This window comes from Geodermatophilus sp. SMS 5-13 (assembly GCF_059428245.1).
This window is the reverse complement of record NZ_CP165729.1, coordinates 3,258,003-3,273,011: the sequence shown is the minus strand read 5'-3', so window position 1 is coordinate 3,273,011 and position 15,009 is coordinate 3,258,003. Positions and strand designations below refer to the sequence as shown.

Genomic DNA, 15,009 nt, shown 5'->3' with positions numbered 1-15,009 from the left:
GGCTTCACGCCCGGGTACCGGGAGCAGAGTGAATCCGGGAGGACGACCATGCCCACCGTTCGCACGACGACCTACGACCTGCTCCGCTCCTGGGGGCTGACCACCGTCTTCGGCAACCCCGGCTCCAACGAGCTGCCCTTCCTCGACGGTTTCCCCGACGACTTCCGCTACGTCCTCGGCCTGCACGAGGGCGCCGTGCTGGCGATGGCCGACGGGTACGCGCAGGCCACCGGCCGCCCGGCGCTGGTCAACCTGCACTCCGCGGCCGGCCTCGGCAACGCGATGGGCGTGCTCGCCAACACCAAGGCGTCGCACACGCCGCTGGTCATCACCGCGGGGCAGCAGGCGCGCGCGATGGTCGGGCTGGGGTCGGTGCTCGCCGAGCCGCAGATGACCCGGGTGCCCGAGCCCCAGGTGAAGTGGTCCTTCGAGCCGGCCCGCGCCGAGGACGTGCCGCGCGCGCTGTCCGAGGCGTTCCACCTGGCCACGCTGCCGCCGGCGGGGCCGGTGTTCGTGTCGCTGCCGCTGGACGACTGGGCGCGGCCCGTGGTGGACGACGAGGTCGCTCTCCTCGGCCGGCGCACCGTGCGCGCCGCCGGGGCCCTCCCGACGGACCTGCTCGCCGAGCTGGCCGGCCGGCTGACCGCGGCCCGCGCGCCCGCCCTCGTGGTCGGCCCCGAGGCGGACGACGAGCGGGCGTTCCCCCTGGTCGTGGCCCTGGCCGAGCGGCTGGGGGCCGCCGTGTGGACCGCGCCCACCCCGCCGCGCTGCCCGTTCCCGACCCGGCACCCGCTCTGGCAGGGCGTGCTGCCGCCGAGCATCGCCGGCGTGGCCGAGCACCTGGCCGGCGCGGACCTCGTGCTGGTGCTGGGCGCGCCGGTGTTCCGCTACCACGCCTACCGGCCCGGGCCGTGGCTGCCGCGGGGCACCGAGCTGGTCGCCGTCGGCGCCGATCCGGGCTCGGCGGCGCGCGCCGCGTTCGGCGACGCGATCGTGGCCGACGTCGCGACCGTCGCCGCGCAGCTGCTCGACGTCCTGCCGCCGGCCGACCGCCCGGCCCCGCCCCGGCGGACCCGGCCCGACGTCGCGCTCGGGGACGCCCCGTTCGCCGCCGACGCCGTCTTCGCGGAGCTGTTCCGGGCGCTGCCCGAGGGCACCCGGGTGGTCAACGAGTCGACGTCCAACACGTCCCAGTTCTGGACCCACCTGGACCTCGACCGGCCGCGCAGCCTGTTCTTCCCGGCCGCCGGCGGGCTGGGCTTCGGGCTGCCGGCGGCGGTCGGCGTCGCGCTCGCCGACCCCGGCCGGCCGGTGGTCGCGGTGCTCGGCGACGGCGCCGTCCAGTACGGCGTGACCGGCCTCTGGACGGCGGCGCAGCTCGGCCTGCCGGTGACCTTCCTCGTGCTGCGCAACGGCAACTACGGGGCGCTGCGCAGCTTCGTGGCCCAGCTCGGCGTCGAGGGCGCCCCGGGCCTCGACCTGCCGGAGCTGGACGCGGTGCGCGTGGCGGAGGGCTACGGCCTCGCGGCGCGCCGGGTGGCCGACGCCGGCCAGCTGGCCGACGAGATCGCGAAGCTCTCCGCCGACGGCGGGCCGCGGCTGCTCGAGGTGCCGATCACGGCCGAGACCAGGGCACTCGGCTGAGCCTGCGACGGATGACGTAGCCGCGGCGGGTCGGAAGACGGGGCCGGAACGGGCCCGCGCGCCCACGACTTCGGCTCGCCCAGCGGCTTCCATTCCTACAGCGGTGAGACGCCCGTCACCCGGCGTCCCACACCCACCCAGCCCGCCGGCGTCCAGAGGAGCACGCACCCGTGGCCACAGCCAGTACGACCAAGCCGCTGTCGAAGAAGGGCATCTTCGCGGCCAGCTTCATCGGCACGTCGATCGAGTGGTACGACTACTACATCTTCGGCACCGCCGCCGCGCTGGCGTTCGGCAGCCTGTTCTTCCCGCAGTTCTCGTCCGTCGCGGGCACGCTCGCCGCGTTCGCCACCTTCGCCGTCGGCTTCATCGCCCGCCCGCTCGGGGCCGCGGTCATCGGCCACTTCGGCGACCGGATCGGCCGCAAGTCGATGCTGGTCCTCACCCTGCTGATGACCGGCGGGGCGACCTTCCTCATCGGCGTGCTGCCCACGTACGCGGCGATCGGCGTCGGTGCCCCGCTGCTGCTGGTGCTGCTGCGGCTGATCCAGGGCTTCGGCGTCGGCGGCGAGTGGGGCGGCGCCGTCCTCATCGCCACCGAGCACGCGAGCCCGCGCCGGCGGGCCGTGTACGGCAGCTTCGCGCAGTTCGGCGTCCCGGTCGGCGTGCTGACCTCGAACCTGGCGTTCCTGGCCGTGTCGGGCCTGTCCACCGAGGAGTTCCTCAGCTACGGCTGGCGCATCCCGTTCCTGATCAGCCTGGTGCTGGTCGTCGTCGGCCTGCTGGTGCGCAGCAAGCTGCAGGACGCGCCGGAGTTCGCGGAGGTCAAGAAGCACAAGGCGGTCAGCAAGGTGCCGGTCGCCGAGCTGGTGCGCCGGCAGCCGCGCAACCTGGTCCTGGCCAGCCTGGCCTCGATCGCGCCGCCCGCGGTCGGCTACACGGTGATCGTCTACATGCTCACCTACGGCACGACCGTCGTCGGCTTCGACCGCCCGACCCTGCTGACCCTGATCCTGCTCTCGACCGTCGTGTGGATCGGCACGATCGTGGCCTCCGCCGTCCTCTCCGACCGGTTCGGGGCGAAGAAGGTGTACGCGCTCGGCGCGCTCACCGCGGTGCTCTGGCCGCTGCCGATGTTCGCGCTGGTCAACACCGGCGAGGTCTTCCCGGCGTTCGTCGCGTTCACCGTGGCCGCGCTGGTCCAGGGCCTCATGGCCGGCGCGCAGGGCGGGCTGTTCACCGAGATCTTCGACGTCCGGCTGCGCTACAGCGGCATCTCGATCGCCTACCAGCTCGGCGGCATGATCGGCGGCGCGATCACCCCGATCGCGGCGACCGCGCTCTACGGCAGCTACGGCTCGTCCACGCCGATCGCGATCTACGTCGCGGCGCTCTCGCTGGTCAGCCTGGTGGCGGTGCTCGGCCTGCGCACCGTCGCGCAGCCGGCGTCCGCCCCGGCGCCGCAGGTCGCCGGCGCCGCACCAAGCGCGGTGCGGTGACCGGACCGCGACCTGCCGCCGCGCCGGCCGGGGCCCTCGGGCTCCGGCCGGCGCGGCGGCGTCCGTTCGGCCCCCGGTACGGTTCGGCCGAGGACGCCGGACCGGCACCCGGGCGCCCGGGGCGGGAGGCGGCGGTGGACAGCGCGGGCGAGCTCGACGCCGCCGTGCTGCGCACCCTGGTCGCGGTCTCCGGCGACGGGCTGCTGGTCGTCGACTCCGACGGCCGGATCACCGCCCTGAACTCCGCGGCGGCCGAGCTGCTCGGCGCACCCGCGGCGGAGCTGCTGGGCCGGGAGGTGCCGCGCCCCGTCGTCGACACCGACGTCGACGGCCCGGGCGGGCGCCGGCGGACCGCCTGGGTGGCCCCCGACGGGCGCCGCCGCGACCTGGAGTACCGCGCGGCCGAGCTGCCCGGGGGCGGCTCCGCCGTCTGGGTCACCGACGTGACCGACGCCGTCCGCCAGCAGGAGCGGCTGACCGCGATCACCCGCGCGGCCTCCAGCGTCGCCGACGCCTACTCCCTGCGGGCGACGCTGGACGCGGTGGCCACCGAGATCGTCATGACCGCCAACATCTCCGCCGTCCAGATCCTCGCCCTCGACGACCCCCACGACGAGCTGCGCATCCTCGGCATGGCCGGCTTCGGCACGGCGCCGGACTTCCCGGCGAAGCTCAGCGCGGTCCGGCGGCTCGGCGGCGAGGTGCTGTTCATGGCGGCGCTGCAGCGCGGCGAGCCGGTGGTGTCGCTGCACCGCAAGGCGGCGATCATGGCCGACCCCACCTGGGCGCCGCTGCACGAGATCATGGGCACCCCGGACTGGGACAGCTTCGTGGCGATGCCGATGGTGGTCCGCGGCCGGCCGCTCGGCGTCATCAACGCCTACTACCTGCCGGGGGAGGATCCCGGCCCGCGGTCGCTGACCTTCCTCGCGGCCATGGCCGACCACGCCGCGGTCGCCATCGACACGGCGGCGCTGCTGGCCCAGACCCGCTCGCAGGCGCAGACCGACGAGCGCCGCCGGCTGGCCCGCGACCTGCACGACTCGGTGGTGCAGCAGGTCTTCTCGATGCGGATGCAGGCGGAGGCGCTCAAGGCGCAGCTGGACCGTCCCGGCGCCGATCCGGTCCGGGTGCGCAGCGGCGCGGAGGAGCTCGCCGAACTGTCGCAGAGCGTGCTGGCCGACCTGCGCGGGCTGGTGTTCGAGCTGCGCCCGCTGGACCTCGCCGAGCGCGGGCTGGTCGACGCCGTCCGTGCGCACGCGGCCGCGGTGGAGGCGCGCACCGGGCTGCGCATCGCCGTGCACGCCGCCGACGACCTGGACCTCGACCTGTCCATCGACATCCAGGAGGACCTCTACCGGATCGTCCAGGAGGCGCTGCACAACGTGGTCAAGCACGCCCGCGCCACCCTGGCCGAGGTGGCGGTCACCGTCGGCGGCGACCGGCTGCGCGTCGAGGTCCGGGACGACGGCCCCGGGACGGCGCAGCCCGCGCCCGAGGAGGGCCGGCAGAGCCTGGGGCTGATCTCGATGCGCGAGCGGTCCCAGCGGTGGGGCGGCCGGCTGGTCGCCGGGCCCCGAGCGGACGGCGGCTGGGGCGTCGAGGTCTCCCTCCCGCTGCCCGGCGGCTCGCGGCCGACGCGGAGGCGCTCCGATGACGGCTGAGGGGGTCGTGCGGGTGCTGCTCGTCGACGACCACGCGATCGTCCGGCGCGGCGTGCAGGCCTACGTCGACACCCTGCCGCACCTGGAGGTGGTGGCGGAGGCCGCCGACGGGCAGCAGGCGCTCGACCTGCTGCACGAGCGGCAGACGCTGGGGCAGCCGCTGCCCGACGTCGTCCTCATGGACCTGCAGATGCCGCGGATGGACGGCGTCGCCGCGACCGAGGCGATCGGCCGCACCTACCCCGACATCAAGGTCGTCGTCCTGACCAGCTTCGGCGAGGTCGAGCGGGTGCACGCGGCGCTGGCCGCCGGCGCGGCCGGGTACGTGCTCAAGGACGCCGACCCCGCGGAGGTGGCCACCGCGATCACCGCCGCGGCCGCCGGCGAGGTGCACCTGGACGCCGCCGTCGCCCGCCAGCTCGCCCGCCGCATGGCCGCGCCGCAGGTCGGCCTCAACGCGCTGACCGCGCGGGAGCGGGAGATCCTCACGCTGGTCGCGCAGGGGCACTCCAACCGCGACATCGCCGAGCTGCTGGTGATCAGCGAGCGCACCGCCCGCACCCACGTGAGCAACGTGCTCGCCAAGCTGCAGCTGTCCTCTCGCACGCAGGCGGCGCTGCTGGCGATCCGCGAGGGCCTCATCCCGCCGACGGGCTGACCGCGACGGATGACGTAGCACGGAGCTGACATCGGGCCGATCCGGCCGGCGGCCCCGCTTCCTAGGTTGGTTCGTGAGCGCGGTTCCCCGTGCTCAGCACTCCAGCAACGACGCAGGGAGGTTCGCGCCGCCGTGACTTCGACCGTCCTCGACGCGCCCGTCACCCGCACCGCATCCGACTTCGCGGCCGACGTGGTGGTGCACCGCCGCCGGGACGCCGCCGACGGGGTGGTGGCCCTGGAGCTGGCGCTGCCCGACGGCGGCGACCTGCCGGCCTGGGCCCCGGGCGCGCACATCGACGTCGAGCTGCCGACCGGGCTCACCCGGCAGTACTCGCTGTGCGGCGACCCGGCCGACCTGCGCACCTGGCGGATCGGCGTGCTGCGGGAGGCCGGCGGCCGCGGCGGCTCCCGCTGGATCGCCGACGAGCTGGCAGAGGGCGACAAGCTCTCCGTGCGCGGCCCGCGCAACAACTTCCCGCTGCTGCCCGCCGCCCGCTACGTGTTCGTCGCCGGCGGCATCGGGATCACCCCGCTGCTGCCGATGATCGCGGCGGCCCGGGCGGCCGGCGCCGACTGGGAGCTGCACTACGGCGGGCGCACCCGCGCCTCGATGGCGTTCGTCGCGGAGCTCGCCGGGCACGGCGACCGCGTGCGCCTGCACCCGCAGGACGAGGTCGGCCTGCTCCCGCTGGATGACGTCCTCGGCACGCCGGCGCCGGGCACGCTGGTCTACTGCTGCGGTCCCGCGCCGCTGCTCGACGCGGTCGAGGCGCGCTGCCGCGAGTGGGGTCCGGGCGTGCTGCACGTCGAGCGGTTCACCGCTGCGGCGGCCCCGGCCGGCGCCGCCGCCACCGCGTTCGAGGTCGTCTGCGAGCGCTCGGGGCTCACCGTCGAGGTGACCCCGGAACAGAGCGTCCTCGAGGCGGTGGAGAACGCCGGCATCGACGTGCTCTCCTCCTGCACCGAGGGGGTATGCGGCACCTGCGAGACCACGGTGCTCGAGGGCGAACCCGACCACCGCGACTCCCTGCTCACCGACGACGAGAAGGCCGCCGGCGACACGATGATGATCTGCGTCTCCCGCTGCCGGGGCGCGCGGCTCGTGCTCGACCTCTGATCCGAAGGAGACCCCCTGTGTCGACCAACCCCCTCGTGCGCAACGGCTGGTACGTCGGCGCCTGGTCCGACGAGGTCGGCCGGACGCTGATGCAGCGCTGGATCTGCGGGCGGCCGGTGTGCTTCTACCGGCTCTCCGACGGCAGCGTGAACGCCATCGAGGACCGCTGCCCGCACCGGCGCTACCCGCTGTCGCTCGGCCGGCTCGAGGACGACGTCATCACCTGCAACTACCACGGCTACAAGATCGACGGCTCCGGCACCTGCGTCGGCGTCGCCGAGCAGCCGGACACGCCCAAGGCGTCGGTGCACCGCTTCCCGCTGGTGGAGCGCGACGGCATCGTGTGGATCTGGCCCGGGGACGCCGACCGGGCCGACCCCGCCGACATCCCCGACGTCTCGTGGCTCTCCGACGAGAACTGGACCCACGTGCAGGGCGTCGTGCCGCTGAAGTCCCGGCAGATCCTGCTGGTCGAGAACCTGCTCGACCTGACCCACGAGACGTTCCTGCACCCGGGCAGCATCGGCAACGCCGCGGTCGCCGCCACCCCGATCGACGTGACCAGTGAGGGGAACCGGGTCTCGTTCGTCCGGCACATGATCGGCATCGAGGCGCCGCCGTTCTACCGGTCGTCGATGGGCGTCACCACCGACATCGACCGGTGGCAGGACGGCGACTTCTACGCTCCCGGTGTGTTCGTCCTGAACATCCGGATCGCGCCGACCGGCACCGAGGAGCCCGAAGGCTTCCACATGAAGGTCCTCTACGGCATGACGCCGGAGACCGAGACGACGACGCACGACTTCTTCGCCCTCGGCCGCGACTACAAGATCGACGACGCCGAGCTGTCGGCGTTCCAGCTCCAGCAGCAGCTGGCGGTCATGCAGGAGGACGTCGACGCCCTGGAGATCCAGGAGGTCATGGTCGCCAGCGACCCGGGCATGGTCGAGTCGTCGATCCGCTCGGACGTCGCCGGCATCCGCGGCCGCCGGCTGATCGAGCGGATGGCCAAGGCGGAGGCCGCCGCGGCGGCGGACGCGCCCGCCCGCCGTCCGCGGCCGGCGGCGGTGGCCGGGGCATGAGCACGTTCGTCCTCGTCCACGGCGCCTGGCACGGCGGGTGGTGCTGGGACCGGGTCGCGCCGCTGCTGCGGGCCGCCGGTCACCAGGTGCACGCCCCGACGCTCACCGGGCTCTCCGAGCGGGCGCACCTGCTCTCGCCGCTGGTCGGCCTCGACACCCACGTCGAGGACGTCGTCCGGCTGATCGACACGTTCGCCCTGACCGACGTCGTCCTGGTCGGGCACAGCTACGCCGGGCAGATCGTGACCGCCGTGGCCGACCGCCGTCCCGACGCGGTCGCGAGACGGGTCTACCTCGACGCGTTCGTCGGCGCCGACGGCGAGGCGGCGCGCGACCTGCTGCCCGAGACCGTCGAGCACCACTGGGCGGAGTCCGCGGCCGAGCAGGGCTTCGGCTGGCTGGTGCCGGTGCGCAAGCTCTCGGTGCTCGGCGTGACCGAGCAGGCCGACGTCGACTGGCTGACCCCGAAGCTCACGCCGCACCCGTGGAAGACCTACACCGACCGGCTGCACCTGACCGGCGCGGCCGACCGGGTGCCGGCCGCGTTCGTCGAGTGCGTGTCGTGGATGCGGGTGTTCGCCGCGCAGGCCGACCGGGCACGGGAGCGCGGCTGGCCGGTGCACGAGCTCGACACCGGCCACGAGGCGATGGTCACCGCCCCCAAGGCGCTGGCCGACGTCCTGCTCGAGCTGGCCGTCTGACAAGGGAGAAGTGTCGTGGAGTTCCTCGTCCGGTCCGAGAACCGGCTGCCCGCCGACACCCCGCCCGAGCGCCGCGAGGAGCTGCGGGCGGGGGAGCGCGCGCGGGCGATGGAGCTGCGCGCGGCCGGGATCCTCAAGCGGCTGTGGCGGGTGCCGGGCCGCAACGCGACGATCGGCCTGTACGAGGCCGCCGACCCCGCCGAGCTGCACGACGCGCTCATGTCGCTGCCGATGGCGCCGTGGCTGGACGTGCACGTCGAGGCGCTGGCCACCCACCCCCAGGAGCGCCGGTGACTCCCCGGGAGCTGCGCATCTCCTTCCGCCAGCACGACGGCGAGATGGTCGGTCGCTGCTGGTGCGGGCGCACCTTCACCAGCCCGCACCCGCGGCAGCTGTGGGAGTGGCTCGACGATCACGACCACGCCCCCGCGCCGCGCCCGGCGGAGGTGCGGTGGTGACCCGCTTCGAGGTGCCCGGGACGCCGGTGTTCGACGGGCAGACCAGCCGGCGCGGCTTCCGGATGAACAAGCTGTTCATGAGCCTGCGCGACGCGGCCGCCCGGGAGCGGTTCCTGGCCGACGAGGCCGCCTACTGCCGCGAGTTCGGGCTGACCGCCGAGCAGCAGCAGGCGGTCCTGGACCGCGACTGGCAGGCGATGATCGACCTCGGCGGCAGCATCTTCTACGTCTACAAGCTGGCCATGATGGACGGCCGGTCGATGCAGTACCTCGGCGGCGTGTTCAGCGGCATGACCGAGGAGGAGTTCGTGGCGGCGATGCGATCGGGTGGACGGCGAGGGGGAGGAGACGCTGATGGCTGAGGTGATCTGGGGCCTGGCGACCTCGCACGTGCCCTCGATCGGCGCCGCGATGGACCGGGGCAAGACCGAGGACCCGAACTGGAAGGCGCTCTTCGACGGCTACGCCCCGGCGCGGGCGTGGCTGGCCGAGCACACGCCGGACGTCGCGATCGTCGTCTACAACGACCACGCGAACGGCATCGACCTCGACATCGTCCCGACCTTCGGGATCGGCACCGCCGACCGGTACGAGGTGGCCGACGAGGGCTTCGGCCGCCGTCCGGTGCCCGACGTCGTCGGCGACTCGGACCTGTCCCTGCACCTGCTGGAGAGCCTGGTCGACGAGGGCTTCGACCTCACCGTGTTCCAGGAGCTCGCCGTCGACCACGGGTTCACCGTGCCGCTGTCGGTGTGGACGCCGGAGCCCGGCGAGGCGTGGCCGTGCCCGGTCATCCCGCTGCTGGTCAACGTCATCCAGTACCCGCAGCCCACGGCCGCGCGCTGCTACGCCCTCGGCCAGGCGCTCGGCCGTGCGATCCGCAGCTACGACCGCGACATCACCGTCGGGCTCCTCGGCACCGGCGGCATGTCCCACCAGCTGGCCGGGGCACGGGCGGGCTTCATCAACCCGGAGTTCGACGCCATGTGGATGGAGGCGATCGAGAAGGATCCCGCCCGGCTCGCCGCCCTGTCCCGCGAGGAGCTGATCCGGCAGGCCGGCTCCGAGGGCATCGAGCTGATCATGTGGCTGATCATGCGCGGCGCCATGAACGAGCAGGTGGCGAAGGTGCACTCGCACTACTTCGTGCCGGCGTCCAACACCGCCGCGGGCATCGCGCTGTTCGACAACCGGGCGCCCGTGCTCGCCTGAGAGCCGTCGCCGGAACGTACAGCCGGCGCACAGCTTCAGCACGGCCGCCTTTCACGCCGCTGCCTGACGATCGCTGCACACGCAGTGACGCAGAGGAGTGACGTGAGCGAGAACGACAACGCCCACAGCGGTTCGCGCTGGGAGCCGGGCACCACCCCGCAGCCGGCCACCCCGCCGGCCCCCGCGCCCACCTGGCAGCCACCCCAGGCGCCATCGCAGGCCGGCCCGACGCCGGCGCCGTCCCGGACCGGCCGCGGCCGGGCCGCGGTGGCCGCCGCCGCCCTCGGCCTCGTCGCCGCCGGCGGGCTCGGCGGCTTCGTCATCGGGCAGGCGTCGTCCGGCAACGCCACCGAGACCGGGGTGGTGCAGAACGCCGTCCCCGGGCAGGACGGCACCGAGGGCGGGACGCCGGGGCAGTTCCCCGACGACCACGGCGGCCGGCCGGACTTCGGCACCGGCACGCCGCCGGACTTCGACGGGGACGGCGACGGCTCGGCGACCGCGCCCGACGGCACCGATCAGGGCACCGGCGGCACCGACGACCAGAGCACCACCTAGCCGTGGCCGTCGTGACCGCGCCGTACGCCCCGGTGCCCGCCGCCGCGTACGGCCAGCCCGACTCACGGGCCCGCCTCGACGCCGCCGTCCGCACCGGCGCAGCCGTCGCGCTGTGGCTCGGCCTGCTGCTGGTCACCTACTGGTGGGCCGCCGGCGGGGGAGTGCAGGACCTGGCGGGCTGGGAGACCGGGCTGACCTCGGCCGGACGGCTGACCGGCCTGCTCGCCTCGCTCCTGCTGCTCGCGCAGGTGCTGCTCATGGCCCGCGTGCCGGTGCTCGAGGCGGCGTTCGGCCAGGACCGCCTCGCCCGGCTGCACCGGCTGACCGGGTTCACCTCGTTCACCCTGATGCTCGCCCACCTGGTGCTCATCACCTGGGGCTACGCGGCCGGCGAGCTGACCCGGACCCCGGCGACGCTCTGGGAGCTCACCGTCGACTACCCGGGCATGCTGCTGGCCGTCGCCGGCACCGCCTGCCTGGTCATGGTGGTCGTCACCAGCGTGAAGGCGGCCCGGCGGAAGCTGCGCTACGAGTCGTGGCACCTGCTGCACCTCTACGCCTACCTCGGCGTGGGGCTGGCGCTGCCGCACCAGCTGTGGACGGGGCAGGAGTTCCTCGGCTCGACCGTCCGCATCGTGTTCTGGTGGGGGCTGTGGATCCTGTCCGCGGGCGCGGTGCTGACCTGGCGGGTCGGCCTGCCGCTGGTGCGCAGCGCGCGACACCGGCTGCGGGTCACCTCCGTCGTCCCCGAGGCCGACGGCGTCGTCTCCGTCTACCTGACCGGACGGCGGCTGGACCGGCTGCCGGCGCAGGCCGGCCAGTTCTTCGGCTGGCGCTTCCTCACCGGGCGCGGCTGGAGCCGGGCGCACCCGTACTCGCTGTCCGCCGCGCCGGACGGCCGCAGCCTGCGGATCACGGTCAAGGACCTCGGCGACGGCAGCGCGCGGCTGCGCGACCTGCGCCCGGGCACGCGGGTGCTCGTGGAGGGCCCCTACGGCCGGCTCTCCGCCCGCGCCCGCACCCGCCGCAAGGTCGCGTTCATCGCCGCCGGCGTCGGCGTCACGCCGCTGCGCGCGCTGGCCGAGGGGATGGACTACGGGCCGGGGGAGGCGGTGCTGCTCTACCGCTTCCCGCAGCGGCCGCTGTTCGAGCGGGAGCTGCGCCTGCTGGCCGCCGAGCGGGGGCTGGACCTCGTCTGGCTGCCCGGCCACCGGCGCGCTCCGCGCTCGTGGCTCGGCGCGGGCACCGGCCCGGCCGACGACCTCACCGCGCTGCGCCACTGGGTGCCCGACATCGCCGAGCGCGACGTCTACGTCTGCGGCCCGGAGGAGTGGGCCGAGGACGTGCGCCGGACCACCGAGGCCGCCGGGCTGCCGCCGGAGCGGTTCCACGTCGAGAGCTTCGGGTGGTGACCGGCGTGAGACGCATCGTGCTGTGGGCGATGAGCACGCTGACCGTGCTCGTCCTGCTGTTCGGCTACCGGACGTCGACGTCGTCGGAGATGACGACGGGGACGGTGGTCGCCGCGCCGGACGCGGGCTCCGGCTTCTCCGCCTCCACCGACACGGGCACCGGCTCCACCGACTCGGGCTCGACCGGCTCGGGCTCGACCGGCTCGGGCACCGCCGGCTCGGGCACGGGGAAGACCGTGACCGGCCCGTCGGCCGACACCCGCTGGGGTCCGGTCCAGGTGCAGATCACCGTCGCGGACGGCGCGCTCACCGACGTGACCGTGGTCGACTACCCCGACGGCAACGGCAAGGACCGGCAGATCAACGCCCGCGCGCTGCCGGTGCTGGTGCAGGAGACGATCGACGCGCAGAGCGCCGACATCGACATGGTCAGCGGCGCCACGGTCACCAGCGAGGGCTACCTCGAGTCGCTGCAGGGCGCGCTGGACGAGGCCGGCCTGTGAGCGCACCGGCGGTGGCGCCGCCCGTGGCGCCGCCGGTGGCCCGGTTCGTGGAGCAGGTCATGGGCATGCCGATCAGCCTGGCGCTGCGCGGCCGGCACGCCACCGACCGCCGCGCGCTCGCGGCGTGGGCCGAGGTGGTCGCGGTGCTCCGGGAGGTCGACCGGGTGTTCAGCACCTACCGCGCCGACTCCGCCGTCTCCCGGCTGGGCCGCGGCGAGCTCGCCCTGGCCGACTGCCCGCCCGAGGTGGCCGAGGTGCTCGCGCTGGGCGCCGCCGCGGAGGCGGCGTCGGACGGGGCGTTCGCCGTCCGCCGGCGCGGGCCGGGCGGCGCCGTCGTCCTCGACCCGAGCGGCGTGGTGAAGGGGTGGGCCGCCGAGCGCGCCGCCGCGGCGCTGCGGGCGCTGCCCGACACCGACTTCTGCCTCTCCGCCGGCGGCGACCTGCTCTGCCGCACGCTGGACCCCGCCGGCCCGCCGTGGCGGATCGGCGTCGAGGACCCGCGCGACCCGAGCCGGCTGGTCGCCGTCGTCCCCGTGCACACCGGCGCGGTCGCGACGTCCGGGACGGCGCACCGGGGCGAGCACCTCGTCGACGCGCGCACCGGCCGCCGTCCCCTCGGGGTCGCCTCGGTGACCGTGGTCGCGGCGTCGCTGACCGACGCCGACATCGACGCGACGGCGGCCTACGCGCTGGGCACCGACGCGGCCCGCTGGCTCGGCACCCGCCCCGGGCGCGCCGGGCTGGTGGTCTGGGCCGACGGCTCGACCACCGTCTTCGGGGACCGCGAGAGCATCTAGACCGGGCGGCCGCGGCCCTCGCGCAGCAGCTTGACCAGCGCGTTGGTCGAGGAGTCCGAGTCGTACTCCGGCGGGTCCTGGCTCTGCAGCATGGGCGCCAGCTGGTTGGCCATCACCTTGCCGAGCTCGACGCCCCACTGGTCGAAGCTGTTGATGTCCCAGATGACGCCCTGGGTGAAGACCCGGTGCTCGTAGGCGGCGACCAGCTGGCCCAGGGTGGACGGCGTCAGCTTCGGCGCGACGATCGCGTTGGACGGCCGGTTGCCCGGCATCACGCGGTGCGGGACCACCGCCTCCGCCGTCCCCTCGGCCGCGACCTCCTCCGCCGTCCGCCCGAAGGCCAGCGCCCGCGGCTGGGCGAGGAAGTTGGACAGGAACAGGTCGTGCATGGCGTCGAGGTCGTGGTTGGGCTGCGCGAAGCCGATGAAGTCGGCCGGGACCGGCACCGTGCCCTGGTGCAGCAGCTGGTAGAAGGCGTGCTGGCCGTTGGTGCCGGGCTCGCCCCAGACGATCTCGCCGGTGGCGACGTCCACCTCGGACCCGTCGAGCCGCACCGACTTGCCGTTGGACTCCATGCACAGCTGCTGCAGATAGGCGGGGAAGCGGGCCAGGTACTGCGAGTAGGGGAGCACCGCCTGGGTCTGGGTGCCGAAGAAGTCGATGTACCAGACGCTGATCAGCCCGAGCAGCGCCGGCAGGTTCTCCTCCCACGGCGCGGTGCGGAAGTGCTCGTCGACGGTGTGGAAGCCGTCGAGCAGCTCCCGGTACTGCTCGGGGCCGATCGCGACCATGAGCGACAGGCCGATCGCGGAGGTGAAGGAGTACCGGCCGCCGACCCAGTCCCAGAAGCCGAACATGTTGGCGGTGTCGATGCCGAACTCGGCGACCTTCTCGGCGTTGGTCGAGACGGCGACGAAGTGCTTCGCCACGGCCTTGTCGTCGCCGCCGAGCCCGTCGAGCAGCCAGCGGCGGGCCTCCTTCGCGTTGGTCAGCGTCTCCTGCGTGGTGAAGGTCTTCGACGCGACGATGAACAGCGTGCTCGCCGGGTCCAGGTCGCGGGTGGCCTCGGCCAGGTCGGTCGGGTCGATGTTGGAGACGAACCGGAAGGCGATCGACCGGTCGGAGTAGTCGCGCAGCGCGAGGTAGGCCATCGCCGGGCCGAGGTCCGAGCCGCCGATGCCGATGTTCACCACTGCGCGGATCCGCTCGCCGGTGTGCCCGGTCCACTCGCCGCCACGGACCCGGTTCGCGAAGTCGGCCATCCGGCCGAGGACCTCGTGCACGTCGGCCTGCACGTCCTGCCCGTCGACGGTCCGCCCGCCGGTCGCGGGGTCACGCAGCGCGACGTGCAGGACGGCGCGGTCCTCGGTGGTGTTGATGTGCTCGCCGGCGAACATCGCCTCGGTGCGCTCGCGCAGCCCGGCCCGGTCGGCCAGGGCGGCGAGCAGCCGGATGGTCTCGCCGGTCAGCCGGTTCTTGGAGTAGTCGAGGGTCAGGTCCCCGGCGCGGACGGCGAGGCGGCTGCCGCGGTCGGGATCCTCGGCGAACAGCTCCCGGAGGTGGCGGTCCCGGATCTCCTCGTGGTGCGCCGCCAGTGCCTGCCACTCCGGGGTCTCGCTGATCCGCATGCGTCAAACCTTTGCGCACCGCCGGGCGCCTGGCCACCGATGACTTCCCGGTTCCGCTGCGGTCAGGGCAGCAG

The 15,009-nt window shown here is 74.4% G+C and carries 15 protein-coding genes and 1 pseudogene; 15 read left to right on the top strand and 1 reads right to left on the bottom strand.

The window, feature by feature from the left end; genetic code table 11:
* Positions 1 to 48 precede the first annotated feature (48 nt).
* The 15 genes and pseudogenes from mdlC (at position 49) to AB3388_RS15720 (ending at position 13,307) form a co-directional block, all read left to right on the top strand.
* Positions 49 to 1,644, top strand: a complete 1,596-nt coding sequence (gene mdlC / locus AB3388_RS15790) for a benzoylformate decarboxylase (protein WP_495406237.1) — start codon at positions 49 to 51, stop codon at positions 1,642 to 1,644.
* A 170-nt stretch (positions 1,645 to 1,814) separates the two neighbouring features.
* Positions 1,815 to 3,143 (top strand): MFS transporter, encoded by a 1,329-nt coding sequence (locus AB3388_RS15785; protein ID WP_495406236.1) that lies wholly within the window; start codon positions 1,815 to 1,817, stop codon positions 3,141 to 3,143.
* Between the two features lie 134 nt (positions 3,144 to 3,277).
* Positions 3,278 to 4,807, top strand: a complete 1,530-nt coding sequence (locus tag AB3388_RS15780) for a sensor histidine kinase (RefSeq protein ID WP_495406235.1) — start codon at positions 3,278 to 3,280, stop codon at positions 4,805 to 4,807.
* Complete coding sequence (locus tag AB3388_RS15775) at positions 4,797 to 5,465, top strand: response regulator (protein WP_495406234.1); 669 nt, start codon at positions 4,797 to 4,799, stop codon at positions 5,463 to 5,465. Before AB3388_RS15780 ends, AB3388_RS15775 begins: the two co-directional genes overlap by 11 nt.
* A 159-nt stretch (positions 5,466 to 5,624) precedes the next feature.
* Positions 5,625 to 6,584 (top strand): annotated as a pseudogene (locus AB3388_RS15770) (PDR/VanB family oxidoreductase); the annotation flags it as partial.
* 17 nt (positions 6,585 to 6,601) lie between these two features.
* Positions 6,602 to 7,666, top strand: coding sequence for a Rieske 2Fe-2S domain-containing protein (locus AB3388_RS15765; RefSeq protein WP_495406233.1), 1,065 nt, complete (start codon positions 6,602 to 6,604; stop codon positions 7,664 to 7,666).
* On the top strand, positions 7,663 to 8,367 hold the full coding sequence (locus tag AB3388_RS15760; protein WP_495406232.1) for an alpha/beta fold hydrolase: 705 nt from the start codon (positions 7,663 to 7,665) through the stop codon (positions 8,365 to 8,367). The genes AB3388_RS15765 and AB3388_RS15760 overlap by 4 nt, the downstream gene beginning before the upstream one ends.
* Positions 8,368 to 8,382: 15 nt before the next feature.
* Complete coding sequence (locus tag AB3388_RS15755; protein WP_495406231.1) at positions 8,383 to 8,661, top strand: muconolactone Delta-isomerase family protein; 279 nt, start codon at positions 8,383 to 8,385, stop codon at positions 8,659 to 8,661.
* Positions 8,658 to 8,825, top strand: coding sequence for a hypothetical protein (locus tag AB3388_RS15750; protein WP_495406230.1), 168 nt, complete (start codon positions 8,658 to 8,660; stop codon positions 8,823 to 8,825). Before AB3388_RS15755 ends, AB3388_RS15750 begins: the two co-directional genes overlap by 4 nt.
* Positions 8,822 to 9,187: a protocatechuate 4,5-dioxygenase subunit alpha gene (ligA, locus tag AB3388_RS15745; RefSeq protein WP_495406229.1), complete on the top strand. Its 366-nt coding sequence runs from the start codon at positions 8,822 to 8,824 to the stop codon at positions 9,185 to 9,187. Before AB3388_RS15750 ends, ligA begins: the two co-directional genes overlap by 4 nt.
* Positions 9,180 to 10,037: a class III extradiol dioxygenase subunit beta gene (locus tag AB3388_RS15740; RefSeq protein WP_495406228.1), complete on the top strand. Its 858-nt coding sequence runs from the start codon at positions 9,180 to 9,182 to the stop codon at positions 10,035 to 10,037. Before ligA ends, AB3388_RS15740 begins: the two co-directional genes overlap by 8 nt.
* Positions 10,038 to 10,139: 102 nt before the next feature.
* Positions 10,140 to 10,595 carry a hypothetical protein gene (locus AB3388_RS15735; protein ID WP_495406227.1) on the top strand — a complete coding sequence of 152 codons (456 nt, stop codon included), beginning with the start codon at positions 10,140 to 10,142 and terminating at the stop codon, positions 10,593 to 10,595.
* Between the two features lie 2 nt (positions 10,596 to 10,597).
* Positions 10,598 to 12,007: a ferredoxin reductase family protein gene (locus AB3388_RS15730; RefSeq protein ID WP_495406226.1), complete on the top strand. Its 1,410-nt coding sequence runs from the start codon at positions 10,598 to 10,600 to the stop codon at positions 12,005 to 12,007.
* A 5-nt stretch (positions 12,008 to 12,012) separates the two neighbouring features.
* Complete coding sequence (locus tag AB3388_RS15725; protein ID WP_495406225.1) at positions 12,013 to 12,510, top strand: FMN-binding protein; 498 nt, start codon at positions 12,013 to 12,015, stop codon at positions 12,508 to 12,510.
* Positions 12,507 to 13,307, top strand: coding sequence for an FAD:protein FMN transferase (locus tag AB3388_RS15720; RefSeq protein WP_495406224.1), 801 nt, complete (start codon positions 12,507 to 12,509; stop codon positions 13,305 to 13,307). Before AB3388_RS15725 ends, AB3388_RS15720 begins: the two co-directional genes overlap by 4 nt.
* Here the strand turns inward: AB3388_RS15720 and pgi are convergent.
* Positions 13,304 to 14,935, bottom strand: coding sequence for a glucose-6-phosphate isomerase (gene pgi / locus AB3388_RS15715; RefSeq protein ID WP_495406223.1), 1,632 nt, complete (start codon positions 14,933 to 14,935; stop codon positions 13,304 to 13,306). The two genes, AB3388_RS15720 and pgi, sit on opposite strands and share 4 nt — an antisense overlap.
* Positions 14,936 to 15,009 lie beyond the last annotated feature (74 nt).